21 protein-coding genes are annotated in these 26198 nt (G+C 71.8%); 8 read left to right on the top strand and 13 right to left on the bottom strand.

The window, feature by feature from the left end; translation table 11 throughout:
* Positions 1–74: 74 nt before the first annotated feature.
* Positions 75–1235 (top strand): MFS transporter, encoded by a 1161-nt coding sequence (locus tag FHS29_RS23360; protein WP_184693827.1) that lies wholly within the window; start codon positions 75–77, stop codon positions 1233–1235.
* Positions 1236–1335: 100 nt separating this feature from the next.
* On the opposite strand, the gene FHS29_RS23365 is transcribed toward FHS29_RS23360, so the two are convergent.
* The 13 genes from FHS29_RS23365 to FHS29_RS23425 form a co-directional block, all read right to left on the bottom strand.
* Positions 1336–2421 (bottom strand): MerR family transcriptional regulator, encoded by a 1086-nt coding sequence (locus FHS29_RS23365; RefSeq protein WP_184693828.1) that lies wholly within the window; start codon positions 2419–2421, stop codon positions 1336–1338.
* A 123-nt stretch (positions 2422–2544) separates the two neighbouring features.
* Complete coding sequence (locus FHS29_RS23370) at positions 2545–3759, bottom strand: amidohydrolase (RefSeq protein ID WP_184693829.1); 1215 nt, start codon at positions 3757–3759, stop codon at positions 2545–2547.
* An 84-nt stretch (positions 3760–3843) separates the two neighbouring features.
* The gene (locus FHS29_RS23375; RefSeq protein ID WP_184693830.1) at positions 3844–5109 is read right to left on the bottom strand and encodes an MFS transporter; all 1266 of its coding nucleotides are present in this window, start codon (positions 5107–5109) and stop codon (positions 3844–3846) included.
* A gap of 32 nt (positions 5110–5141) precedes the next feature.
* Positions 5142–6404, bottom strand: a complete 1263-nt coding sequence (locus FHS29_RS23380; RefSeq protein WP_246440711.1) for an ATP-grasp domain-containing protein — start codon at positions 6402–6404, stop codon at positions 5142–5144.
* Between the two features lie 39 nt (positions 6405–6443).
* Complete coding sequence (locus FHS29_RS23385; RefSeq protein ID WP_184693831.1) at positions 6444–7748, bottom strand: cation:proton antiporter; 1305 nt, start codon at positions 7746–7748, stop codon at positions 6444–6446.
* Positions 7745–9559 carry an ABC transporter substrate-binding protein gene (locus FHS29_RS23390; protein ID WP_184693832.1) on the bottom strand — a complete coding sequence of 605 codons (1815 nt, stop codon included), beginning with the start codon at positions 9557–9559 and terminating at the stop codon, positions 7745–7747. Before FHS29_RS23390 ends, FHS29_RS23385 begins: the two co-directional genes overlap by 4 nt.
* Before the next feature lie 21 nt (positions 9560–9580).
* Positions 9581–9928 (bottom strand): avidin-fold protein, encoded by a 348-nt coding sequence (locus FHS29_RS23395; protein WP_184693833.1) that lies wholly within the window; start codon positions 9926–9928, stop codon positions 9581–9583.
* Positions 9929–10046: 118 nt separating this feature from the next.
* Positions 10047–11288, bottom strand: coding sequence for an ATP-grasp domain-containing protein (locus FHS29_RS23400; protein WP_184693834.1), 1242 nt, complete (start codon positions 11286–11288; stop codon positions 10047–10049).
* A gap of 12 nt (positions 11289–11300) precedes the next feature.
* A complete protein-coding gene (locus FHS29_RS23405; protein ID WP_184693836.1) occupies positions 11301–12932 on the bottom strand; it encodes a class I tRNA ligase family protein in 1632 nt (543 codons plus the stop codon).
* Entirely contained in the window at positions 12929–13297 is a 369-nt protein-coding gene (locus FHS29_RS23410; RefSeq protein ID WP_221456491.1) for a cupin domain-containing protein, read from the bottom strand. Before FHS29_RS23410 ends, FHS29_RS23405 begins: the two co-directional genes overlap by 4 nt.
* Positions 13298–13326: 29 nt before the next feature.
* Complete coding sequence (locus FHS29_RS23415; RefSeq protein ID WP_184693838.1) at positions 13327–14649, bottom strand: lysine N(6)-hydroxylase/L-ornithine N(5)-oxygenase family protein; 1323 nt, start codon at positions 14647–14649, stop codon at positions 13327–13329.
* A 321-nt stretch (positions 14650–14970) separates the two neighbouring features.
* A complete protein-coding gene (locus FHS29_RS23420) occupies positions 14971–16002 on the bottom strand; it encodes an FAD-dependent oxidoreductase (protein WP_184693840.1) in 1032 nt (343 codons plus the stop codon).
* 319 nt (positions 16003–16321) lie between these two features.
* On the bottom strand, positions 16322–16933 hold the full coding sequence (locus FHS29_RS23425; RefSeq protein ID WP_221456492.1) for a hypothetical protein: 612 nt from the start codon (positions 16931–16933) through the stop codon (positions 16322–16324).
* A 77-nt stretch (positions 16934–17010) separates the two neighbouring features.
* Between FHS29_RS23425 and FHS29_RS23430 the strand changes: the two genes are divergently transcribed.
* The 7 genes from FHS29_RS23430 to FHS29_RS23460 all read left to right on the top strand — a co-directional run bounded on the left by FHS29_RS23430 (position 17011) and on the right by FHS29_RS23460 (position 26106).
* Positions 17011–17529, top strand: coding sequence for a hypothetical protein (locus tag FHS29_RS23430; RefSeq protein ID WP_184693844.1), 519 nt, complete (start codon positions 17011–17013; stop codon positions 17527–17529).
* A 121-nt stretch (positions 17530–17650) separates the two neighbouring features.
* Positions 17651–18235, top strand: a complete 585-nt coding sequence (locus tag FHS29_RS23435) for a hypothetical protein (protein ID WP_184693846.1) — start codon at positions 17651–17653, stop codon at positions 18233–18235.
* 40 nt (positions 18236–18275) lie between these two features.
* Entirely contained in the window at positions 18276–19010 is a 735-nt protein-coding gene (locus tag FHS29_RS38230) for an alpha/beta hydrolase (RefSeq protein ID WP_221456493.1), read from the top strand.
* Positions 19011–19086: 76 nt separating this feature from the next.
* Positions 19087–20256: an RtcB family protein gene (locus tag FHS29_RS23445; RefSeq protein ID WP_184693848.1), complete on the top strand. Its 1170-nt coding sequence runs from the start codon at positions 19087–19089 to the stop codon at positions 20254–20256.
* A gap of 141 nt (positions 20257–20397) precedes the next feature.
* Positions 20398–20757 (top strand): hypothetical protein, encoded by a 360-nt coding sequence (locus tag FHS29_RS23450; protein ID WP_184693850.1) that lies wholly within the window; start codon positions 20398–20400, stop codon positions 20755–20757.
* A 97-nt stretch (positions 20758–20854) separates the two neighbouring features.
* A complete protein-coding gene (locus tag FHS29_RS23455) occupies positions 20855–23104 on the top strand; it encodes a catalase (RefSeq protein WP_184693852.1) in 2250 nt (749 codons plus the stop codon).
* Between the two features lie 293 nt (positions 23105–23397).
* Entirely contained in the window at positions 23398–26106 is a 2709-nt protein-coding gene (locus tag FHS29_RS23460; protein ID WP_184693854.1) for an alpha/beta hydrolase family protein, read from the top strand.
* The last annotated feature ends 92 nt before the right edge of the window (positions 26107–26198 follow it).

Genomic DNA, 26198 nt, shown 5'->3' on the forward strand with positions numbered 1-26198 from the left:
CCGGCCCTCTCTTTCATTCAGGAAGCCTTCCTGATAATTTCCGAATCCTACAACGAGGGGAAGAGGTGGGGAACGTGGGCGACACAGCCATCGCCGGCGGTCTGCGGACCGCGCGGTTCGCGGTGGCCGCCGTCTTCGGCGTGCACGGCGCGGTGCTGGGGTCGTTCGCGACGCGGGTGCCGTGGCTCCAGGACCACACCTCGATCGGCGCGGGCCAGCTCGGGCTCGCCCTGGCGTTCCCGGCGATCGGCTCCGCACTGGCCATGCCGTTCGCCGCGCGGATCGGCCACCGGCTCGGCACCCGCACCGCGTTGCGGGTGCTGCTCGCCCTGTGGACGCTCGCGCTGACCCTGCCCTCGCTCGCACCGAACCTGCCGGCGCTGTGCGTGGCCCTGTTCGCGTTCGGCGCCTCGGCGGGCATGTCGGACGTGACCATGAACGCGCTCGGCGTCGAGGTCGAACGCGGGCTCGGCCGGTCGATCATGTCCGGGCTGCACGGCATGTGGAGCGTCGGCGCGCTGGTCGGCTCCGCCGCCGGCACCCTCGCCGCCCACCTGGACGTCAGCGCCCGGCTCCACCACGCGGTCGCCGCGGCCGTCCTCACCGCCGCCGGGCTGGTGGTGTGCCGGAGCGTGCCGGACCTGCGTCCCGAACAGGACGAGGAGCCGCCGCCGAGGTTCGCGCTGCCGCCCCGGTCGGCGCTGCTGATCGGCGCCATCGGGTTCTGCGCGGTGTTCGCCGAGGGCGCGAGCCTGGACTGGTCGGCGGTGTACCTGCGGGACGTGCTGGACACGTCGGCCGGCGTCGCCGCCGCGTCCACCACGGGTTTCGCCCTGACCATGGTGGTGGCCCGGCTCGCGGGCGACGCCGTGGTGAACCGGTTCGGCGCGGTGCGGACCGTGCGCGCGGGCGGCCTGGTCGCCGCCCTCGGCGGCCTGCTCGTGGTCGTCGCACCGCACCCGCTGGTCGCCATCGGCGGGTTCGGGTTGCTGGGCCTGGGGATCGCGGTCGTCGTGCCGCTGGCGTTCGCCGCCGCCGGTCACCAGGAAGCCAACGCGAGCCGCGCCATCGCGGGCGTCGCCACGATCACCTACACCTCGGGCCTGGTCGCGCCTTCCCTCATCGGCGGGATCGCGCAGGCCACCAACCTCACGGTCTCCTTCATGGTGGTGACCGCCCTCGCCTTCGGCCTCGTGCTGTTCGCCGGCGTGTTGTCCACCCGCACTCGCGGATGACCGGCGGTGGTGCGGATCCGCGGGCGGGCATCGAAAGCGGTCGCCGCGCACCCGAGCGGGCCGGCCCGCCGCCGAACGCGGCGGGCCTTCGACGCGCTACCTACCCGGCAGGCACGACCGCAGCCCGCCCCACGTCCGCGGGCACGACGTCCGCGACCACGCAGACCACGTTGTCCGGACCGCCGTTCTCGTTCGCCAGCTCCACCAGCCGCCGCGTCGCCTCCTCCGGGTCGGGCACCGTGCACAGCACGTCCCGCAGGTCGGGCTCGGGCACGACGGTGTGCAGGCCGTCCGAGCACAGCAGGTACCGGTCGCCCGGCAGGGCGTCGTGCAGGGACAGGTCCGGCTCGACCTCCTTGCCGTGCAGCGCGCGCACCAGCAGCGACCGCTGCGGGTGGCTCGCCGCCTCCTCCTCGGTGAGCCTGCCCTCGGCGATCAGCGACTGCACCACCGTGTGGTCGTGCGTGATGCGGAACAGCTCGTCGCCGCGCCGCAGGTACACCCGCGCGTCGCCGACGTGCACCAGGCCCAGGCGCGACCCGGACAGCACCAGCGCGGTCAGCGTGGTCCCGCTGCACTCGGGGGCGGGGTCGGCCGACAGCAGGTCGCCGACCGCCGCCCCGGCCCGGTGCACGGCGTCCGCCAGGGTGTTGAGCAGTTCGCCCGCCGGGATGGCGGTGTCCAGCCGGGCGAGGGTCTCGATGGCCGTCGAGCTGGCCGGTGCGCCGCGCGCGCCGAACCCGTCGGCTACCGCGAGCAGCCGTTCGCCGGCGTAGCCGCGGTCCTGGTTCGACTCGCGGACGAGTCCTCGGTCGGTGCGCAACGCGTAGCGCAGTGCCACGGTCATGGTGGTGTCCTTCCCGGAGAGCTGTTCCACGAGGAAGGTGGCCAGGTTCCGGCGGGCGGCCGTGTCCGCTTCGACCCGCGCCCAGTAGGCGCGGACCTCCGCGGCGGCGTCCGGCGGGTCGAGCTCGCAGACGTGCCGGATGCGGGCCAGCGGCATGCCGAGCCTGCGCAGCCACGCCACCAGGCGGGCCTGGTCGAGCTGGTCCGGCGAGTACAGCCGGTAGCCCGACAGCGGGTCTACCCGGGCCGGTGTGAGCAGCCCGAGCTCGTCGTAGAGCCGGAGCGCCTTCGGTGACAGGCGGGCGGCCCGCGCGAACTCCCCGATGGTGACCAGCTCCACTACCCCACCCCCTCCTCGGCCGGACCGTGCCGGCCCGGCGGAGTCCACCGTGCGGCTTCCCCCAGGGTGAAGGTCAACTCGATGCCCGAAGAGGTCGTCCGAGCAGCGGTCGGGGCGCGCGTGTCACGTGAGCCAGGCGCGGGCCCCGGCGACCAGCGCCGCCACGCCGACCTCCAGGGTCGGGCTGATGACCGGCGCGAACAGCGGCGAGTGGTTGGCGGGCAGGCCGCCGACCACCGCGCGCAGCTCGTCCATGGTCGTCGCGTCGGCGAACGCCGCCGGGTCCGCGCCGCCGAGCAGCCAGTACACCAGCGGCACGCCCGCCGCCGTGGCGAACACGCCCACGTCCTCGCTGCCGGTGACCGGGCCGGGGTCGACCACGCGCTGACCGGTCACCACACCGGCCAGCCCGGCACGGACGCGCTCGACCGCGTCGGGATCGTTGACGACCGCCGGGTAGCGCGACACCGCGACGATCTCCGGCTCACGGGGCGCGCCTGACGCCGCCGCCTCGGCCCGCACGATCCGCTCCACGGCCGTCAACACCCGCTCCCGCACCACCGGGCTGTAGCTGCGGACGCTGAGCAGCAGCTCGGCCTCGTCCGGGATGATGTTGGCCACCGTGCCGGCCCGGATCGCGCCGACCGTGAGCACGGCCGTCTCACCGGCCGCGATCTCCCGCGACACGATGGTCTGCAACCGCAGCACGGTCGCCGCCGCCATCACCACCGGGTCCACCGACGCCTCCGGCCGCGCCCCGTGGCCGCCCTCGCCGTACAGCGTCACGCGCAAGGTGTCCGACGCCGCGAACGCCGCACCGGGGCGCAGCCCCACGAACCCGGCGGGGATCGGCGCGACGTGCTGGCCCAGCACCACGTCGGGCTTGTCGAACCGGTCGAACAGCCCGTCGTCGACCATTCCCTGCGCGCCGCCGCCGGCCTCCTCGGCGGGCTGGAACACGGCGATGACCGTCCCGCGCCACGCCTCGCGCGTGGCCGCCAGTTCGCGCACCGCACCGACCAGGCACGTCACGTGCACGTCGTGCCCGCACGCGTGCGCGACCGGCACGGCTTCCCCGTCCCGGTCGACAACGGTCGTGCTGGCGTACGGCAGGCCGGTGCGCTCGGCCATCGGCAGCGCGTCCATGTCGGCGCGCAGCATCACGGCGGGTCCGTCACCGTTGCGCAGCACACCCACGACGCCGGTTCGGCCGACCCCCTCGGTGGTGTCGAACCCGGCGGCACGCAGTTCCCGCGCGGCGATCGCGGCCGTCCGGGTCTCGGCGAACCCGAGTTCGGGGTGCTGGTGCAGGTCTCGGTACAGATCGGCAAGGCTCACGACGATCACTATCTGCGCCCCGGCGGCGGCCGGCAACACACCGGCGTCGGGCCGTCACCCTCGCGGTGACGGCCCGCGCCCGGATCAGCCCTGCGTGACCGGCTCCTCCACCGGTTCCGCCGCCGGGGTTTCCTTCTTCGTGTCCTTCGTCGCCACGAACCCGACCGCCGCCGCCACGAAGGACAGCGCGCCCAGCACCGGCCACACCGCGTGGCCCAGCTGGAGGAACAGGAACCCGCCGACGATCGGGCCGGCCGCCGCGCCCAGGCCGTACACGAACTGGAAGCTGCCGATGTAGCGACCCCTGAGGTGAGCGGGGGCGACCACGCCGGGGTAGGAGAACACCACGGGACCGCCGATGATCTCCGCCAGCGTCCAGAGCAGCGTGCCGGTGATGATCACGGCCGGGCCCAGCGGCAGGCCGTACGCGGCGACGCCCAGACCGAGCAGCACGAAACACGTGGCCACGACGACCTTGGCCGGCATGTTCTGCGTCTTCTTGGTGACCACGAGCTCGAACAGGATCACCACGGCGCCGTTCAACGCGACCGCGAAGGTGTACCAGAAGATCGGCACCCCGGCCTTCTGCACGTCCAGCGGGAGCGTGGACAGGTACTGCACGTAGACCACGCCGTTGATGAACACCACGAACAGGAACGCCAGGTAGCGGCGGTCGCGGAACACGTCCGCGTAGCTGCCGGTCGAGGCCGGGGCGGCCTCGTCGTCACCGCCGGCGCGGATGCGCTTCTCCTCCGCCTTGGACGGCAACGCCAGGTGCGCCAGCACCGCGTAGGCCAGCGCGACCAGCGCCTCGCCCCAGAACAGCAGGTGGTAGCTGTCCCCGCCCCACTGGTAGAGGGCGAACCCGATCAGCGGCGCGGCGGTCGTGCCCAGGTTCAGGCCGAACCGGTACATCGCGAAGATCATCACCTGGCGGTCGTCGTCGGTCAGCTCGGAGAGCAGCGTCGCCGACGCCGGCCGGTAGACCTGCCCCACCGCGCCCACCAGGGCGGTCGCCACGATCAGCAGCGGGTAGCTGGGCAGGTAGAGCAGCGCGGCGATGAGACCCGCCGAGCCGGCCATGCTCAGCACCGTGGAGTTGCGCGCGCCGAGCCGGTCCGCGAGCGCGCCGCCGACCAGCACGCCGATGACGCTGCCGACGCCGTAGACGCCGAGCGCGGTGGCCGCCTGGCCCGCGGAGTAGCCCTTCGCGGTCAGGAACAGCACCAGGAAGATGTTGAGGAAGCCGCCGATCTTGTTGACGAAGACGCCGCCCAGGACCGCCTTCACCGCCATCGGCGACTCGACGAACGTGGTCCAGATGCCTGTTGACTTGTTCTGCGTTGCCATCACTTCACATCTCTCGGGGGGTTTGCGGGGGTTCAGGCGGGCTTGACTTCGAACGCGGCTTCCGCCGCGGCCAGCCGGTCGGCGACCTGCTCGCGGGAGTCGCCGGTGGCGACGGCGAACGCGATGCGGCCCCAGACCGTGCCCTTGGGCGGCGGCGAGACCACCGCGCCGGGCTTGGCCACCACGACGACCCGCTCGATGCCTTCGGGCAACGCATTCTCCGCGAAACCGAGCGATCCGATCGTCGTGTCCTCCTCCGCCACATAGAAGAACCGAATACCGGCGACTTGACCGCGGGTCGGCGTGAGGTCCGCCGGCCGGCCGGTCGCCGCGGCGGCGGCGGCCAGACCGGGGTCGATGCCGGTCGCCAGCGAGCCGAGGAACGGGATCATGTCGCCACCCAGGCGGCCGTTGACCTCGATGACCTTCGGGCCGGACGCGGTGAGCATGAACTCCGAGTGCGTGATGCCGTCGGTGAAGCCCAGGGCCTCGTGCGTGCGCTGCAGCGCCTTCAGCAGCGCCGGGTCCGCGAGCAGCGGGTCGGCGGCGTCGACGAAGTGCCCGACCTCCTCGGCGTACGGCGGGTAGCCGACCACCTTGCGGCCGATGAACAGCGGCGTCACCTCACCGTCGCGGACCACCGAGTCGACGCTGATCTCCTCGCCGGAGACGAACTCCTCCACCAGGATCGGCTGGTCGGTGTCGAACACCACCGGCTCCGGCCCCTCGGCCTTCTGCGTGAACCCGAAGTTCGCCCGCAGCTGCGCCTCGTCGGCCACCTTGACGACGCCGAGGCTCGCGCCCAGCCCGCGCGGCTTGAGGATCGCCGGGTAGCCGACCACCTCGGCGGCGGCCACCGCGTCGTCCACCGTCTTCACCGGGATGGAGCGGGGCTGCGCCACGCCCGCGACGTCCAGTGCGGCCCGCGTCCGCCCCTTGTCGCGCAACCGCCACACCACCTCCGGGTCGCCGTTGCGCGCACCGACGGCCTGCGCGACGAACGCGGCGGCGTGGATGCGCGCCTCGTCCCAGCACAGCACGCCCGCGATCTCCTCGCGTCGGGCCAGTTCCGTCGCCGCGGCGGCCATCGCCGGGCCGTCCATGGTGTTCGGCAGCACGGTCCAGCCGGCGGCGTACTCCTTCTCCCACTCGGGTTCCGCGTTCAGGAACAGGTGGACGCGGTACTCGGCGCTGATCGAGCGCAACAGGTACTCGCGGTAGGTCCGCATACCGGTGGCGACCACCAGCAGCAACGGGCGGGTGTCCTCGGGGCCGGTCATCACGCGGTGCCTCATTTCTCCGTCGACAGGGGGTTTCGTTGCAGGACGAGCGGATCAGCCGCTGAACGCCTTCTCGCGCTCTCGTTCTTCGTCGGTGACCGCGATGCGCCGGACGGCGTACCGGAGGGTCGGCGGGGCCATCAGCGACGTGACCACCGCGACCAGCACGACGATCGTGTACGTCTCGGTCGTCAGCACACCCAGGCGCAGCCCGACCATCGCGACGATGACCCCGATGACGCCGCGCGCGTTGAGCCCGGCGCCGAGCGCCAGCCCTTCCCAGTGGCCCAGGCCGCCGAGCCGCGCGCCCAGGTAGGCACCGACGAACTTGCCGACCACCGCCAGCACCAGGACCAGCGCCGCCGCGCCGAGCACCGCCGGGTGGCGCAGCGCGGTGAGGTCCATGCGGAGTCCGGCGGTGGCGAAGAAGACCGGGGCCAGCACCACCATCACGAACGTCCGCAGCGGGGTCAGCTTCTCCCGGTCCAGCAGGCCGGACGCGCTGAGCAGCAGGCCGCACACGAACGCGCCCAGGATGGGCTCCAGTTCCAGCGCGTGCGTACCGGCCGCGAACACCAGGGTCAGCAGCACCACGACCGCGACCGCCACGCCCGGTTCGCCCGACCGGTTCGCGAAGGTCAGCGCGCCCTTCACGACCGGTCTGCCGAGCACCAGCGCGACCACGCCGACGACCAGCAGCGAACCGACCGACAGCGCCACGTGCCCGAGCGTGAAACCCGCGCCCGCCATGCCGGAGACGACGGCCAGCAGCGACCAGCCGACCACGTCGTCCACGGCGGCGGCGGTGACCACCAGCTGGCCGATGTCGCGGTGCAGCAGGTTCATCTCCAGCAACACCTTGGCGATGACGGGGATCGCGCTCACGCACACCGCGACACCGAGGAACAGCGCGAAGACCGGGCGGTCCGCGTTCTCCCCGATCATCACGGCGGGCAACGCGAAGCCGGCCGCGAACCCCAGGCCCAACGGGATCAGCAGCCCACCCGCGCTCACCCACGCCGCCGCGCCGCCCCGGCGTCGGGCCAGGCCGACGTCCAGGTGCATCCCGGTGAACCCGACCAGCAGCAGCACACCGAGCTGCCCCACCGCGTCCAGCAGGTGGATCTGCGTGACGTCGGTCGGGAACAGCCACCGGGACAGCGCGGGCCACAACGGGCCGAGCAGCGACGGGCCGAGCACCACGCCGGCGGCGAGTTCGCCGACCACGGCGGGCATCCGGACCCTCGTCGCGAGCCTGCCCAGCGCGAACGCCGCACCGAGCAGGACGGCCAGTTGCACCAGGAACACCAGCAGCTGGTGCGCGCCGAGGGGGCTCGGCGGCGCGGCGGCGAGGATCATCGGTCCTCGTCCTGCGCGTAGTACCAGTTCTCCGGGTTGATCATCCCGTACGGGTTGACCGGACCGAAGCCGCGCAGCTCGTTCGACACCTCGAACAGCCGGATCGGGAAGTTCGGCGTGAAGATCACCGGGACCTGCTCGGCGATGTAGTCCTGGTACTCGTAGAGCACGTCCAGGTCGTCACTGGTGACCGTGCGGTTGATCAGCTCGTCGGCCTTGGGATCGGTGTAGAAGCCGAAGTTGCCGCCCGCGCCGGTGGAGAACAGGATCTCGCCGGTCGGGTGGTGGTAGGCCCAGCCGCCGTTCCAGCAGCACATCTCCCACAGGCACGGGGTTTCCTCGGTCGCCTTGCACGGGGCGTCCTCGGCCACCAGGACCGAGCCGTAGACCTCCTGGAGGCGCAGTTCGATGCCCGCTTCGGCGGCGGCGTCCCGGAAGCCGTGCATCAGCCGGGTCAACGCCGGGCGGCCTTCGACGTACCGCATCAGGATCGTCAGCTCGGTGCCGACCGGGATGCCCTCGCCCGCCTCGCCCGGACCGGTGCCGGGGCGCACGCACACCGCCGGGGTCCGGCTGGTGTCCCAGCCGTTGGCCTCCAACAACTCCTTGGCGTGCTTCGGATCGAACGGCAGCGGCCACGCGCCCTCGCGCTGGCGCGGCGAGACGTAGTCGGTCTTCGGGTACATCGGGACCGGGCCGTTCTGCCGGTAGGCGTAGCCCTGGTAGATGTCCCGCACGGCGGTGTCCTGGTCCAGGCAGCTCTGCAACGCCTGCCGGAGGTAGGTCTGCGCGAACATCTTCCCGACCACGGTCGGGTTGTTGTAGTTCAGCGAGATGTACCGGATGCAGAACGCCGTCTGCGGGTACATGGTGTACTTGTCCGCCAACGGGTTCGGGCCGCCCACCACCGGGTCGACGGCCGGCTCGGTGGCGAAGCTCAGCGGCAGGTAGCCGACCTGGATGCCGTTCTCGGCGTCCGGCCCGGCCTGGAGCATCCGGTACTGCTCCTCGTCGGAGAACGTCGGCACCTGGCGGAACTCGTCCAGGTGCGGCTTGTTCGGCCCGGAGTAGTGCTCGTTGGGCACGAACGTGACGACGCCTTCGAGCGTGTAGCTCTTGAGCCGCCAGGGACCGCTGACGACGCTCCAGATCGGGCTGTCGGCCCACCGCGTGCGGTGCTCGTTGCCCTCGTCCACGATGTCGCCCTGCTGCGCCATCAGGTACTCGTAGACCGCTTCCACGTCCGCCGGGTCACCGGATGCGTTCGCCGGGCCGTCCTCGGTGCGGTCCCACGACTTCGGCAGCGGGGTGATGGTGCTGAGCTGGTTGTGCAGCACCCAGTGCTTCGAGTAGACCTTGTCGAAGGTGAAGAACACCTTGTCCTCGGCCAGCTTGCCGTACGAGGTCAGGTTGTCCGGGAAGTAGCCCGGCACGTACTCGCCGTACCGCGCGCCCTTGACCTTCATCAGGTTGACCCAGAACAGCACGTTGTCGGCGGAGATCGTCTCGCCGCTGGACCACTTCCACGGCTTGACCGTGACGGTGACGGTGAGCCCGTCCTCGCTCCACTCCGGCGGCTCGCCGATGCTCTGGGTGTAGTCGACGTTCGGCGTGCCGTCGCTGCCGAAGTAGTACAGCGTCCGGTACATCAGCGCCTGGAACTCCAGGATGTTGCGGGTGCCCATGCGCTCGGCCGGGGTGAACGGGAAGATCACCGCGGGCGGGAAGCCGGGCGCGCACGCCCAGGTGACCACGCCGCCCTTGCGGGGCTCGGCTTCGGCGGGCGCGGCGACGGTGCTGGCGGATGTCATGGTTTTGTGCGTCCTCGTGGGTCAGCTGGCCTGCGGGGCGGGGATTTCCTCGATCACGGACACGCCGCTCGACGAGTGCGAGCCGAACCGCTCCCACACCTCGTCGAGCCGGATGCGGCCGTCGTCGAGCACGTTCGGCGTGCTGCGGCAGTGGCCGGAGATCACTTCGCCGTCGTCCAGCACCATGCAGTAGGCGAAGTCCAGCGAGCCGTCCGGCGCGGCGGTGCCGGTGAGCGCGCCCCGGCGGGCCCGGCCGCCCAGGAACTCGCCCCACAGCAGGTCGCCGTCCTGGTGGTAGACCGCGACCCGGCTCTCCTCGGGCGCGCCGTCCGCGACCGGCCGGAACCTCTTGCCGTCGTAGTTGATCACTTTCCTGGCTCTCCAAGCGTTTCGGGCGGGCAGCACCGGGTGCCGCCGCCGCGTTCGAGCGGTCGGTGGTGGTGCACCCGGCGCCGCGGGTGGCGCGGCGCCGGGTGCCGGGACCGGGCTAGCGGAAGGAGACCCGGATCTTGGACGCGTACTCGTCGAGCAGCGCGAGCGCGTCCTGCTCGGACTTCCCGGTGGTGCCGAGGAAGCCGACGATCGTGTTGCCGTCCGGCGGGCGCTTGACCACGTCGCCGGGTCGTGCGGTGATCTTGAGCAGGAACACCCGGTCGGACTCGCCGACCTCGGCCGGCACGTCCACGTGGTCGACCACGCCGGCGTCGGAGATCAGGCACATCGAGGTGGTGTGCGTGCCGGTCGGCCGGAAGTGCCGCACGTCCGGCCGGCGGCCGGCCGCGATGTCGACCACGGCCGCGATCGGGTCGTGCTCGGCGGTCAACCGGGCGATCATGTCCAGACCGCCGCCGCCGACCCGTGCCGCGATCTCCAGCAGGTACGGCCTGCCCTGGTGGAAGCGGACTTCCGCGTGCATCGCGCTGCGGTCCAGGCCCTGCGCGAGCGCACCCGCCTTGACCACCTCGTGCACGGCGGCCAGGTCCTCCGGGCTCATCGACGTCGGCGCGTGGTGCACGTCGTCGTCGAACGTGCCGCCCTCGGCGGTGATCCGGTCGACCACCGAGCCGAGGTAGACCTCGCCGTCCCAGGAGACGGCCTCCATGAGGTACTCCTTGCCGTCCAGGAACGACTCGACCAGCAGGCCGTTCGGCCCGAGGTCGATGTCCTCGGCCTCCGAGTTGGCCCAGAACAGCTCCCGGATGCCGGCCGCGGCCTGGGTGTAGTGCTCGACCAGCTCGGTCTCGTCGTCGCACTTGAAGACGAAGTGGCTGCCCGCGCCCAGCGTCGGCTTGACGACCACCGGGAAGCCGAACTCGCGCGCCGCCTGCTGCGCCTGCTCCAGCTCGGTGACGTAGCGGAAGCCGGGGATCGGCGCGCCCGCCTTCTCGTGCGACTGGCGCATCAGCAGCTTGTTGCGGCTGTTGAGCGCCGCCTCCACGCCGATGCCGGGCAGGCCCAGCGCTTCGGCGATCGCGGCGACGGCCACCACCGCGGCCTCGGAGAAGGTGATGACACCGGCGAAGTCCTCGGTGGCGTGCCACTGCTTCGCCGTGGCGATCATGTCGTCGATCTTCTTGCTGCCCACCAGGCGGTAGCGGTCGGCGGGCCAGAAGTCCTCGGTGCCCTCGCCGTTGAGGACGTACAGCTCCACGCCCAGCGCTTCCACCTGCTCGTAGCGCGAGTGGTAGTACTGGAGGTACTGGCGGGTTTCCACAGTCAGCAGCTTCACGGCGGGTGCCTCCTAACGTGCGCCGTCGAGCGCGGGCGAGAGCCCGGTCGGCGCGGTGGTCGCGGGCAGCCGGGGGAACCGGAACACCGGCACGGACTCGGCCTGCGCCGAACCGAGGTCGAGGTCCACGCCCTCGGCGAGCAGCCCGTCCGCGACGTCGACCAGGATCGGCGCGGCGCACGCGAGCAGGGTGCGGGCTTCCAGCAGCAGGTCGCCGGGCGCGACCGGGGAGTGGCCGTTGCGCTTGCCGTCGACCGCGTCGGCCAGCGTGCGCAGCCGGCCCAGCTGCGTGATGACGGTCTCCGCCGCCCGGCCCAGGCTGTAGTTGGGCAGCTCGTAGCAGAGCCGGAAGCGGTCCAGCATCGCCGCCGAGCGCCGCCTGCCGACCTCCGTGGTGCGCGGCTCGGCGGGGGCGTCCACGCCGACCAGCGCCAGGGTGACGGCGTCGGCGAGGGCGTTCCACGGCTCGATCAGCCGCCGGGTGGTGACGGCGTGCAGCGAGTCGCGGCTGAAGTTGGTGCGCTGGTACTCCGGCGCGGTCAGCGCCAGGTAGAACCGCACCAGGTCGCGCGGCACCTCGGCGAGCAGGTCCGCGCTCCAGATCAGGTGGTTGCGGCTGGTGGAGAACTTCTCGCCGTCCAGGTCGTAGAACTCGTTGCAGACGTTGCTCTCCGGGGTGATGTAGCGGTCGCCGTGGGCGAGCAGCATCACCAGGTCCACCAGGCCCCAGTGGTAGACGTTGTCGAAGCCGTGGAAGTAGACCAGTTCGGCGTCGGACTCGGCGCGCCACAGGTGGTCGGTGTCGCCGGCGGCGTGACCGAGCTGCTGGGCGGTCCACCAGGTGCTGTAGATGGACGCGGGCATCGCCTCGATCCACGGGTACAGGATCTGGTCGGGCGTCTCGGCGAACGGCGCCGGGATGCCCCACGTGCCGGGGAAGGTGACCGGCACGTCCGGCAGCGGACGCGCGAGCAGTTCGCCGATCAGCTGCTTGGCGTGCGGACGCCAGCGCGGCGTGCGCGAGGCGTAGTAGCTCGTCAGCCGCTCGCGGTACTCCTCCATCGGCAGCACCAGGATGGTCTGCTCCCGGTACACCACCGGGTCGGAGGGGTCCATCGTGTACTTCGGGTCGACCAGCTCGTCGAAGTTGTTGGGGTGCCCGCAGGTCTCGCACGCACCACCGCAACTGCCCGCCATGCACACCGGGCACGTGCCGGTGACCAGGCCGTCGTAGAGGAACCGGCCCGCGTTCTTGGCGTACGGCAGGCGGACCGTGCGCAACCGGAACCGGCCGGCGGCGTGCAGGTCGGCCACGTAGTCGAGCACCGTGCGGCGGTAGCGGTCGTCGATCGGGGGCAGGCCCGCCATCAGCGTGCCCATGGCGGCCAGCGACCGCTCGATCTTCGCGGTGGAGGTCTCCACCAGCTCCTCGGGCGTGGTCTCCCGGCGGTGCGCGGTGGACACCACGTAGCTCTGGCTGTCGTCGGTGCAGGTCGTGTAGATCACCTGGCGGCCGTTGGCGCGCAGGTAGCGGGCGTACACGTCGCCGGACAGGTACGGCCCCGCCATGTGGCCCACGTGCAGGTCGCCGTTCGAGGTCGGCGTCGCGGCGATGACGATCGCCGGGCGGGAGCGGCCGGTCACACGGACTCCTCGTGGCGGGCGGAGAACTTCTCCGTCATGTCGGCGTCCCACCAGATCGCGTAGAACTCGAAGTCCGCGTCGCCCCGGTTGACCACCTGGTGGCGCTCGTGCGGCGTGAAGTGCACGACGTCGCCCGCCACGAACGGCGTCTCGCCGTCCTCGGTGATGATGTGGGACTCGCCGGACATGGCGACCCAGATCTCGTACTCGTGGTGGCCGTGCGCGCCGGACTCGGCGCCGGGCCGCACCACGCACCAGGAGCCCTCGAACGGCGCGTTCACCAGCGACCACGGCATCAGCCGCTGCGCGACCAGGCCGTTGTCCTGCTTGAGGTTCTCGCGGTCGAGCTTGCGGATCTCCATCATGGTGTCGGTTCCTCCGTGTGGTGGGTGGCTCAGGCGGGGTGGGGGACGCTGGCGAGCAGCTCGGCGTCGGAGCGCGGCCGGCTGTCCGCGGTGGACAGCTGCCGGTCGGCCAGCAGGTCCCCGACGATCTCCCCGGCGCGGATGGCGAGCACGCTGATCAGCGAGTCGGCGATGCCGTGCGTGGACTCGTTGACGCCCTGGAGGTAGACCCTGGCGGTGATCGAGTCGGGCAGCGTCATCCGGTAGTTGCGGGTGACGGTGAAGTCGTCCACCCCCACGGCGGCGGCCAGCGACCGGGTCAGCGCGGGCATCCGCTTGACGAAGCCGGTGCCGAGCATGACCACGTCGCAGCGCAGCTCGTCGGTCCGGCCGGACTTGCGGTCGAGCAGGGTCAGCACGACCTCGTCGGCCTCCAGGCGGGCGTCCGCGATCTCCGCCATGGTGATCATGTGCAGCCGCTCGGTCCCGGTCAGCCTCTCCAGGTACATCGTGCGGTAGAGGTTCTCCAGCATGGACGGGGCGAGGCCGGAGTAGTTGGTCCGGTGCATCTCCCCCAGCAGCTGCTCCCGCGCGGCGGGTTGCGCCGCGTTGAAGGTGTCCACGAAGGACGGGTAGAACAGCTCGTTGGTGAACTTGCTGCTCTCGTAGCCGTTCAGGCCGATCGACCGCATCACCATGGTCACCTGGGCGTTGGGGAAGCCCTGGTGCGTCGACCAGAGCATCTCCGCCGCGCTCTGCGCGCCGCCGACGACCACCATCCGGTGCGCACCCCGCGGGTCGAACTCGCCGACCCGGTCCAGGTACTCGGTGCTGTGCACGACCCGCTCGCGCGGCAGCGTGGCGAACTGCGCCGGCACGTAGGCGTCCCGGCCGGCACCGACCACCAGGTCCCGGCAGCGGACCGTGCCGCCGTCGGCGAAGCGCACCAGCCAGCCGGTGACCTGGCCCGCGACCACGTCACCGGGTTCGACGCCGACCACCCGGCGGCCGTGCTCCAGCCGGACCGCCGACAGCGACCGGGCGACCCACGCCAGGTAGTCGGAGATCTCCAGCCGGTACGGCGTGAAGGTGCCGAGGTTGATGAACTCGTCCAGCCTGCCGATCGAGTGCAGGTAGTTGACGAAGGAGAACTGGCTGCGCGGGTTGCGCAGGGTCACGAGGTCCTTGAGGAACGACACCTGGCTCTGCGACCAGGGCAGCAGCATCCCCCGCTGCCAGGCGACGTCCTCGTGCTGCTCGACGATGAGGGAGCGGGCGGCGAGGTCGGGGGCGAGTTCCTCCAACGCCACGGCCAAGGCCAGGTTCGCCGGCCCCGCGCCGATCGCCAGCAGCTCTACATCCCGGTGGTCCAACGCATTCTCCAAACCCTTGAAGGGGGGTGGCGCCGCGACGGCGGCACCACGCGAGCGGACCGATCGCGCGCCTCGGTAGGGAGGAATTCGGTCCGCCGACGCCGGGAAAGAATTCCCGCGGCGGGAAGTCGATAAAGCCGATTTCGGCTTGCCGGTGGAACGGTAGGTGACCCGACAGCGCTCGACAAGGTGTCCTCGACTGGCCTCGAATCGACTCGATAAAGGAACCCTATCGACCCGTCGAGGCCCGTTCTGCGGGCAGCCCGAAACCCGGCCGGAGGCGTGCCGCGACCTCCGGCCGGGATTCCCGGTGCCGATTCGTCAGAGGGTCGTCAAGAGCTCACCCGCCGCGCGCCGGCTGACCACGACGGCGGTTTTCGCCGCGCCGCCGCTGCCGCCGGTGAACGTGAAGAGGCCGGGTCGCCCGTCGACCGGGAGCAGGCGCAGCCCGGCCGGCGAGCGGTAGCAGTCGAACGAGGCCACCACCTTCTCCGGCGGCGCGGCGCCCACGGCGACCCCGAACCGGCGGCGCACGCCGGCCGCCACCCGGTCGGCCAGCGCCAGGTCCGGCTCCACCGCCTCGGGCCGGACGTCCCACCGGTCGCAACCCAGGCCGAGCAGGAACGTGCCGTCACCCCACGGCCTGCCGTAGAGGCCGGTGTCGTCGTCCACGAACGCGCCCAGACCGGACAGCGGAACGCGGTAGACGCCGTACTGGATCTGCTTGGTGCGCAGCGTCCCGCCGTGGTCGACCAGGCCGGGCGTCCACGCCCCGGCCGCCACGACGAGCGCGTCATAGCGCCGCTCCACCCCGTCCGACGTGCGCAGGGCGGGCCCGTCCCGGACATCGACGGCATCGGCCGCGACCACGTCCACCCCTTGGTCGGCAGCCCGTGCCAGAGCACTGTCACGCAGCTTGGCGGGCGAGAGGTAACCCGCGTGCCGCTCCACGACGCCCACCGCGTCGTCCGCCAGGTCCCGGAACCCGAACCGCCGGCGCAACTCCCCCGCGTCCACGACGGCCGGTGACCCTGGCAGCCTCTCGTCGACGACCCGCACCGACCCGGCCGGGTCCACGCCCCTGGGCACCACGTATAAGGAGCCGATCTCCCGGTAGCCGCTCCACTCGCGCAACCGGTCGTCCCCGCGCAACTCCGCGAGGCTCTCCGCCGCCACCCGACCAGCTCCAGGGTCCAGTTCGAAGCCGCGCACCAGACCGCCGGACACCGCGGAGGCGTCCGGCCTGGTGCGGCGGCCGACGACGACCTCCACCCGCACGCGGTCGGACGCCTCGCTCAGCCGCCACGCCAGCAGCGCGCCGGCGAGCCCGCCGCCGACCACCCCGACCTTCATGCCGGTCCGCCCGTGCGCAGCCGGTATACCGGAGCGAATACCCCTGAACTACTGCTGAAAGTGTGATCCGCATCCCGTCCGGGTAAAGCGGACAATATGTGGCGCTTTGTTGTGCCCCCACCCGACAAACTGCACACCCCGGTCTCCCGTCATCCTGGGTACGCAGATCGTAAGCGCGACCGGGGCAAAGTCAACGGTTCATTCGACCCGCACCGCGCTGACTCATAACGAAGCCTTATGGGGTGGTGTCCGGGCACCTCGGCGCGCTACCGGACACCGCCGAACGGCCGTGCCCACTCGGTAGCCGGCCAATTACCCACTAGCCGACGGTGACCGACCAATTACGGGTGTGCACCAGGTAGCAGAACTCGTCGAGAAGCTTCGCCAGCGACCTGCCGGGTCGTCCCAACCGCGCCACCAAATCCGTTTCGCCCGTTCCCGCCTCGGCGAGCAGGTCCAACGCCCAACCCCGACCGAGCCGCAGGTGCGCCACGTACGCCGCGCGGTCGCGGGCGCCGTGCAGGGCCTGTGCGATCAGGTCGTCCCACGGCATGAGACTGTTGGGGCGCAACGCGAACAGCAGCTTCGACGCGGCCGTCGGACCGAGCGAGCGGCGGGCCGCGGCCGGCGTCGCGGCGAGTTCGGCGAAGCACCCGCCCAGCTGCTCGATCTCCTCGTCGGTCAGCTCGCCGATCCGCGTCACGGGCTGCGGCAGGGCGACGTGCCACCGTTCCCACCACTCGGCCAGACCCCGGTCGAACACCTGCGGCTCACCGGGCCTGGGGTAGCGGATGCGGCACCCCCACGCGTTGAGCCAGCGGTGCGCCGCCTCGCGGTGCGCCGACCGCGCCAGGTCGATGGCCGGGTCGGTGGCCGCGAGCAGGGCCGTCCAAGACCTGTCGGGTTGCGTGTAGCCGCCGAATTGCTCCACAGCGGCTCGTAAAGTCGTGAGATCCGGTTTCACAACGGGGCAGACTAGCCCGGCCCCAGGGCCTACGATCCCGTGCCGTGACCACGAATCTCACCCACCTCGCCAAGCTGACCAGCGTCGAAGACGGCTACCGGCACTACCCCAAGGAAGTCGTCGCGCTGCCGGACCACGACGTGGTCCTCCCCGACTCGCACCTGAAGTGGTACGAGGTGCGCAAGGCCGAGGCCACCGTCGACCCGGCCGTGCGGACGCAGGGCGAGGAGTTCCTGCGCGCCGAGGTGGCTTCGGGCGACCTGGCCATCTCCGGCGAACTCGGCTTCGTGGTGCACCACCTGTGCGGCGAGTCGTTCCACTTCCTCATCGTCTGCACGTGGCGCAACAACAACGAGATGTGGCTGACCGTCTACTACCGCGAAGTCACGCAGCACGAGAGCTTCCAGCGCCTGGAGCAGGGCACCCACCTCCAGGTCATCTGCGTGTGGGAGATGGGTGCCGTCCTGCACGAGCGCCAGGCGTGGAGCCGCTTCCTCTACTCGGACCGCGACGACGAGGCCAAGGCCGCCTACCTCGCCGACCGCTTCAACGGAACCGTCTAGCGGTCTGCGCCCCACGGCAACCCGTCGATCGGACTCGGGGACGACCCAAGGGTCCTCCCCGAGGCGCGCGGTGCCGGACCGGTGGTCGAATGAAGATCCACGACGACCGACTGGGGAGACCATGCGCCGATTCCTCGCCGTCACCGCGTCCGCGGTGTTCGGCGTCGCCGCCTTACCGGCCTTGCCGGCCGGGGCGCGGACGGGCCCGGCCCTGGACTGGGTGCGGTGCGAGGCGGACGAGCCCGGCCAGGAAGACCCGCCGCCGGCGGACGTGCAGTGCGCCGGATTGCGCGTACCCGTCGACTGGGCACGGGGTGGCGCCACCATCGAGCTGTCGCTGGTGCGCCGCCAGGCCACCGGCGACCGGATCGGCACGATCGTCTACCTGCCGGGCGGGCCGGGCGACTCCGGCATCCGGCAGCTGATCGACCGGAACCGCGTCACGCCCGTCGCCGAGGCGCGCTTCGACGTCGTCAGCCTGGATCCGCGCGGTACCAACCGCAGATCCGGGCGGCCCTCGGTGAACGCCGGATCAGCGTCTACAGCCGTTCGTACGGCACGCCGGCCGCACAGCTGTACGCCGAGATGTACCCGCACCGGGTGCGGACGATGGTGCTCGACAGCGTCTTCGACCACACGCTGGGCACACGCGAGTTCATGGCCGGTTCGGGCAGGGCGGTCGAGGACGCCTTCGGCGAATTCGTGAAGTGGTGTGCCGTCAGCACGAACTGCGCCCTGCACAGGACGTGGAGGCCGTCTTCGGCGACCTGTACCGCCGCGCTGAACGCGGCGAACTCGCCGACCCCGCCGACCCCGCCGACCCCGCCGACCCCGCCGACCCCGCCGACCCCGCCGACCCCGCCGACCCCGCCGACCCCGCCAGGAGGATCAGCCCCACGGACCTGTCCTGGCAGACCATGCGGGCGGGTTTCTACACCCCCTCCTGGGCGCAGGTCTCCGGCCGGCCGGCGGAACTCGCCGGCCGGCGCCCGCCGTCGCCGGTCCGGGCGTCGCGGCCGACGGACCCGTTCCCGATCGCGGTGCTGTGCGCCGATCACCGGTTCGGTTTCCGGTCCGGACAGGACTGGGTCCGGATGTGGGGCGAGCTCAAGCGGGCCGCGCCGAACATGCGCACCCACATGGGATGGCTGGGCGTGTCCCTGTGCTCGGGCCGGCCGTTCGCCGTGACCAACCCGCAGCACCGGCCGGAGGTCCACGTGCCACTGCTGATCCTGAACTCCCGGCACGACCCCGCGACCGGCGTGGAGTGGGCGGTCGGGGTCAACCGGACGATCCGCCGAAGTGTGCTGGTGACCTACGAGGACGCCGGGCACGGGGTGTACCTGCGCAACGACTGCACCATGCGGACCACCGACCGCTACCTCGTCGACCGGGTGCTACCGACTCCGGGCACGCGTTGTCCCGGCTCCGATCCGGCCTGGACCCGGGTCGAGACCGGACGAGCGGTGCAGCCGAGTTGATCACGCAGCGGCAGGTCGCCTCCGGCGGGCGGAATACCGTTCGCGACGGGGCTTGGCGCCGCATAACGTAGGACCCGTGGAGCACATCAACAAGCGGCTGGTGAACTGGGCGTCCATTCTGGACCCCGCCTCCCGCGAACAGGCCGAGAAGACGTCCCGCATGCCGTTCGTCTTCCCGCACGTCGCGCTCATGCCCGACGCGCACCTCGGAAAGGGCGCCACGGTCGGCAGCGTCATCCCCACGGTGGGCGCGATCATCCCGGCGGCGGTCGGCGTCGACATCGGCTGCGGCATGATCGCCGTGCGCACGCAGTTCACGGGTGACGAGTTCCGGTCCCGCCCGCTCGCCCCGTTGCGGCGGGCGATCGAGGAGGCCGTGCCGCTGTCGGCGGGCAAGTACAACCGGCGGCTGACCGACACGGCGCGGGAACGGGTGGAGGCGCTCGGCCGCAGCGCGGAGGAGTCCGGCTTCGACCCCGGTTCCTACGCGGCGAACTGGCAGCTGCAACTCGGCAGCCTCGGCAGCGGCAACCACTTCATCGAGGTCACGCACGACGAGACCGGCCAGGTGTGGCTGTTCCTGCACTCCGGCTCGCGCGGGGTGGGCAACAAGATCGCCCAGAAGCACATCAGGATCGCCCGCGAGCAGTGCGGGCGGCGGTGGATCGACCTGCCCGACCAGGACCTCGCCTACCTCGTGGAGGGCGAGGACGAGTTCTGGGCGTACATCCGGGAGATGCGCTGGGCCCAGCGGTTCGCGTGGCTCAACCGCGAGGAGATGATGGACCGGGTCGTCGGGTGCGTGGCCGACTGGACCGGCCGTGACGTGGAGCGGCTGGAGACGGTCAACTGCCACCACAACTACACCGAGCGGGAGACCCACTTCGGCAAGGAGGTGTGGCTGTCCCGCAAGGGTGCCATCAACGCCGAGAAGGACAGGCCGGGCCTCATCCCCGGCTCGATGGGCACCGCCTCGTACGTGGTGGTCGGCAAGGGCAACGCTGTCGCGCTGAACTCCTCGCCCCACGGCGCGGGCCGGGAGTACTCCCGTTCGGCGGCCCGCAGGAGGTTCAACCGGGAAGACCTGCGCACGGCGATGGTCGGTATCGAGTACCGCGACACGGACGCGTTCATCGACGAGATCCCGGCCGCGTACAAGGACATCGACATCGTGATGCGGGACGCGCAGGGTTTGGTCGACATCCGGCACACGTTGCGGCAGATCGTCAACGTGAAGGGCGACTGAACCGCCCGGCAGCGGGGTCGGCGCGCTGACCGCGGCGACCCGACTGCCCCGGCGGGCAGCCAGGGCTGCCCGTGTGGACGGCTGTCCGCACGGGCCTCCCCCGGCGTACCGACCTTGACGTCGGGTCGGTGAAGGCGCCGGGTGAGGACCGGGCCGTGGAGCAGGCCGAACATCCTGCTGGTGGACCCGGTCGCGCGGAATTCCCTCTCCCGGTCGTGGTACAGCGGCTTCCCGCTCCGGGAACCGATCATCGGTGCGAGCCCCGACCACCCGTTGAGCTTCCTCGTGGGTGCCCTGATCACGGGTGTGGAGACGATCAGCCGGGTGCCGTCGCCGGCGCCCGGCCTCCCCGACTCCTTCGTCATGTGCGGGTTGCGGCTGACGACGGAGCGGGGTGACCGGGTCTGCGTGGGCACCCACGGGTCGCCGCGTTCCCCGTTCGACCGGTCCGGCCCGACTCGCCACCCGTGCCGGAGCCGGGCACGAGCCCCTCCCCGGTGACGGACCGTGTTCCCCCTAGTCCACCCGATGGAGACTTCGCGCACTGTGTAGACCCCTCCGCGCCGGGGTAGCCGCGTGAAGACCACAAGGAGGAAGAGTGGATTCGAAGAACCCCGCCGAGATCGTGAAGAACGCTCTCGAGAAGGCAGTCGAGAAGGTGACCGACCTGGTCACGCCGGACGTGCCGGGAGCACCCGCGAGCGAGCCGCCGAGCCTCGCGCAGCCGACGGAGCCGAGGGAACCTCTTCCGCCGAAGGGCGACCAGGACGCACCGGAGACCGTGACCCCGACCGGTGCGCCCACCGGTGCGCCGAAGACGTCCAAGAGCCAGCAGGGCGCGTTCCTGACCACCGCGCAGGGCGTGCGGCTGTACGACACCGACCACTCGCTCAAGGCCGGTGAGCGCGGTCCGACGCTGCTGCAGGACCACCACCTGCGCGAGAAGATCATGCACTTCGACCACGAGCGCATCCCCGAACGGGTGGTGCACGCCCGCGGCGCCGGAGTGCACGGCGTGTTCGTGGGCTACGGCTCCGCGGAGAGCGTGTGCAAGGCCGGATTCCTGCGCGAGGGCAAGACCACGCCGGTGTTCGTGCGGTTCTCCACCGTGGTGGGTTCCCGGGGCTCGGCGGACACCGTGCGCGACACCCGCGGTTTCGCCACCAAGTTCTACACCGACGAGGGCACGTTCGACCTGGTGGGCAACAACATCCCGGTGTTCTTCATCCAGGACGGCATCAAGTTCCCGGACATCATCCACGCCGCGAAGCCGCACCCCGACCGGGAGATCCCCCAGGCGCAGAGCGCGCACGACACGTTCTGGGACTTCGTGTCGCTGCACACCGAGGCCACCCACCACGTGATGTGGCACATGTCCGACCGGGGCGTGCCGCGGTCCTACCGGACCATGGAGGGCTTCGGCGTCCACACCTTCCGGCTGGTGAACGACGCGGGCGAGACGTCGCTGGTGAAGTTCCACTGGAAGCCCAAGCAGGGCGTGCACTCGCTGCTGTGGGAGGAAGCGCAGATGATCGGGGGCGTCGACCCCGACTTCCACCGGCGGGATCTCTACGACGCGATCGAGTCCGGCGCGTTCCCCCAGTGGGAGCTGGGCATCCAGGTCTTCCCGGACACGCCCGAGCAGACGTTCGAGGGCATCGACCTGCTCGACTCGACCAAGATCGTGCCCGAGGAACTGGCGCCCGTGCAGCCGATCGGGATGCTCACCCTCAACCGCAACCCGACCAACTTCTTCGCCGAGACGGAGCAGGTCGCCTTCCACACCGGCCACCTCGTGCCGGGCATCGACGTGACCGACGACCCGCTGCTGCACGCCCGGCTGTTCTCCTACCTCGACACGCAGCTGACCCGCCTGGGCGGTCCGAACTTCGGCCAGATCCCGATCAACCGCCCGCACGCGCCGGTCAACGACATGCTGCGTGACGGGTTCCACCAGCACGCGGTGCACGGCGGTGTCGCGCCGTACAAGCCGAACTCGCTCGACGGCGGGTGCCCGTTCCACGCCGGCGCCGCCGACAAGGCCTACGTCGAGGTGCCGCAGCGCGTCGTGGAGTCCACGAAGGTCCGCCGGGCGGCGGCGTCGTTCGACGACCACTTCACCCAGCCGCGGATGTTCTTCCGCAGCCTGAGCCCGGTCGAGCAGGAGCACGTGATCCGCGCGTTCACCTTCGAGCTCGGCAAGTGCTACGAGCAGGCGATCAAGGAGCGGATGCTGCAGGTGCTGGCCAAGGTCGACACTCGGCTGTGCACCGAGGTCGCCACCGGCCTCGGCCTGCCCGCACCGGCCGCCGAGGAGCTGCCGGAGGTGCAGCCCAGCCCGGCGCTGTCCCAGTTGGGCCAGGTCTGGCCGGTCGACGGCCGGATGGTGGGCATCGTGGTGGACGCCGACGACCCGGACGGCCTCGACGGCGTCCGCACGGCCCGGCTCGCGCTGCAGGCGGCCGGGGTGGTGCCGCTGGTCATCGCCGCCCGCGGCGGTGACCTCGCCCACGGCCTGATCGCCCAGCGCACGTTCCTGACCGCCCGCTCGGTCGAGTTCGACGCCCTGCTGGTGGCCGCCGCTCCCCCGCCCGCCCCGGACGCCCTGCCGGTGCGGGACGAGAAGGCGGGCGCGGCAGCCTCACCGATCGACCCGCGCGTGCAACTCCTCATCGAGGAGACCTACCGGCACGCCAAGACGATCGGCGCGTGGGGCCCCGGCACCGCGTTGGTCGGCACCGGCCCCGGCGTGGTGACCGGCGACGGACCGACCGATGTCGTCCAGGAGGTGCTGACGCTGATGGGTGAGCACCGCGTGTGGGCCAGGCTCGCACCGGCACCCGCGTAACCGACGCCTGCCGACCGCGCCGACCGGGTCGCCGCCGAACGTGGCGGCGACCCGGTCGGCGCTGTGCGGGCACCGCGCGCCCGTCCCCGGTGGGAACGGGCGTGTGCTCCCGGCCCGGGAGATCATCGGCAGGACAATGCCCGCGCGGCTCATGCCGTGAATGCGCGCCGACCACACAATGATTTCGAACGGTCGGATTATACCAAAAGAAAATTCCCCCCTCGGCCCTTGTGGCGCGATATGCGAAAGCACTAGAACTACCGGTGCATTGGCCAATTCGAGGGGGATTGCGCATGCGTTCGACCAAGTTATTGCTTCCCGCGCTGCTCGTGGCCGGGCTGACCACCCCGGTGGCGGCGGCCGGTCCCGCGGCGGCCGCACCGCCACCGGGGTGGACGTTCGCCGGCACGCAGCTGGTGTGGACGGCACCCGGTCCGATCCCACCGGGTGACGCCGCGGTCGAGTTCTGGGACGGGGACCGGCTGCTCGGGGTGCCGCGGCCCTCCGCCGACCTGCGCTCGTACACCCTGGACGGGGCCGCCGTGACCAGTGCCGACCGGCTCCAGGTCCGGGCCTCGGGCACCCGGCTGGACGCCGAGGAGCCGGCGCGCCCGATGGGTTCGACGCCGCCGCCCGCACCCGCGCCGCTGCCCGCCGGCGCGGTCGACCCCGGCAAGCCCGGCCCGTTCCCGACGCGCACCGGGGAGTACGCGCTGGACCCGATCACCGTGCCGGGATACCCGACGCCCATCGAGGTGCAGGCCGTGGTCGTGGCGCCGAAGGGCCCGCACGGCAAGCGCCCGCTCGCGCTGTTCCTGCACGGCAGGCACTTCACGTGCTACGACCCGGCCGATCCGACCAGGATCCTGCTGTCGTGGCCGTGCCCGGCGGGCGCCAAGCCGGTGCCGAGCCACCGCGGGTACCTCCAGGCACAGCGACTGCTCGCCTCGCAGGGCTACCTGACCGTGTCGATCTCGGCCAACGGCGTCAACGCGCAGGACGCCCAGGACCGCGAGGCGGGTGCGGGAGCGCGGTCGGCGCTGGTCCGCGCGCACCTGGCGAAGTGGGCGGACTGGGCGGGGCCCGGTCGCGGCTCGGCACCGGAGATCGTCCGCGCGTCGCCCGCCGCCGACCTGTCGAACGTGTTCCTGGTCGGGCACTCCCGTGGCGGCGAAGGCGTCAACCGGGCGGCCACCGACAGCATCACCCCGCCACCGCCGGGCAGCGGCTACGACGGCCCGGTGCGCTGGAAGATCAAGGGTGACCTGCTGATCGGCCCGACGATCTTCGGGCACAACCCGGCGCCGGACGTGCCCTCGGTGACGTTCCTGCCCGGCTGCGACGGCGACGTCAGCGACCTCCAGGGCCAGATGTACCTGGACGCGACCCGAGGCGTCAGCCGGGGAGCCGCGCTGCACAGCGCGCTCTACTTCGTCGGCGCGAACCACAACTACTTCAACACCGAGTGGACGCCCGGCCAGGCGGAGGCCCCGGCGTTCGACGACTTCCGGTCCCCGCCCGACGACGCGGTGTGCTCGCCGGGGACGGCCACCAGGCTGACGGCGGCCCAGCAGCAGACGGCGGGCGCGACCTACATCGCCGCGGCCGCACGCCTGTTCGTCGCGGGCGACCAGCGCGTGCTGCCGCTGCTCGACGGTTCGGGCGTGCGCGCCCCGTCGGCCGACCCGGCGCGTGTGCTCGGCCACGCCATCGGCGGCGCGCGGTCCGCGTTCGTGGTGCCCGACGACGCGACCACGGCCACCGGCGGTGCGCGGATGTGCGCGCAGGTGCCGGAGGATCCGGCCACCTCGTGCGGCGGCCCGTCCGGACGGCTGGAGTCGCCGCACTTCACCAGGTTCTACGGGGTCTCGCCCGAGCCCGGCAGGTTCGCCGTGGCGCTGGCGTGGTCCGCCGAGGGGCAGCCGGCGGTCGTGCGTCCCGGCCAGGCGGTCTCGCTCGCCGGGGCGCGGGAGCTGGCACTGCGGCTGATCGTCCCGGCCAACACCGTGGCGAACCGCTTCGACGTGGCCGTCACCGACCGGGCCGGGCGCCGCGCGCAGCTGGGTTCGGTGTCGCTCGACGGGCTGCCGGCCACCGGGCGGCTGTCCGCCCGCTGGGCGCAGGAGGTCCGCGTCCCGCTGCCGTCGCACGGCATCGACCTGCGCCAGGTCGCCGCGCTGGAACTCGTCCCGCGCAGCGGTGCCGGGCAGGCGTGGCTCATCGACGCGTACGGCTGGAGCCACGGCCTGCCGGATCCGCGGCCGGTCGCGCTGCCGCGCGTCGACGTGGGGGCGCTGACGGTGCGGGAAGGCGACTCCGGTACGCAGACCTACCAGGTCCCGGTCACCGTCTCCGGCGACGGCCCCGGCTCGGTGCGGCTGTTCGTCAACGACGAGAACGGCCGCACGTTCACCCACCGGCTGGTGACGCTCCAGCCGGGCCGGCACCGGATCGAGATTCCGATGCAGGTCGCGGGCAACACCCGGTGGAGCGCCGGAGCCCGGCGCGCACTGCTCGCGAAAGCCGTCCAGGGCACGGTCGCCGGTCGTTACACGGGTGGTCTGACGGTGCTCGACGACGACCCGGAGCCGACGCTCACCGTCACCCCGGTCGCCGAGGAGGTCGCCGAGGGCGGTGCCCTGACCTGGCGGGCGACGCTGTCGGAGGCGGCCGACGTGGCGATCTTCCGGCTGGGTGCGCCGGTCGCCCCGGTCGGCGGGCCCGAGCTGTCCACCACGGACGTCGACGCCGACTGGTTCCGGCAGCAGGTGTACCCGCCCGAGGAGCCACTGCCGTCCCGACCGTTGTCCTCGACGCGGCTGACCACGGCGATCTACATCCCGGCGGGCGAGACGAGTGCGGATTTCACCGTCCCGACGGTGTCCGACGCGGAAACCGAACCCGCCGAGCAGGTCCGGTTGCACTTCACGACGCTGCCGCCGGGCGGACGTGAGTTCACCCTCGTCGGCAAGGTGACCGGCGAGGCGCCGAACCGGCGCTAGCCGGACCGGACACGGCGACCTCGGAGCCACCGCGCCCCGGGGTCGTCCGTGCCGCGACTGTCGCGGCACGGGCGACCCCGGGGCTTCGCGGG

Source organism: Saccharothrix tamanrassetensis, assembly GCF_014203665.1.
Taxonomy (GTDB): Bacteria; Actinomycetota; Actinomycetes; order Mycobacteriales; family Pseudonocardiaceae; genus Actinosynnema; species Actinosynnema tamanrassetense.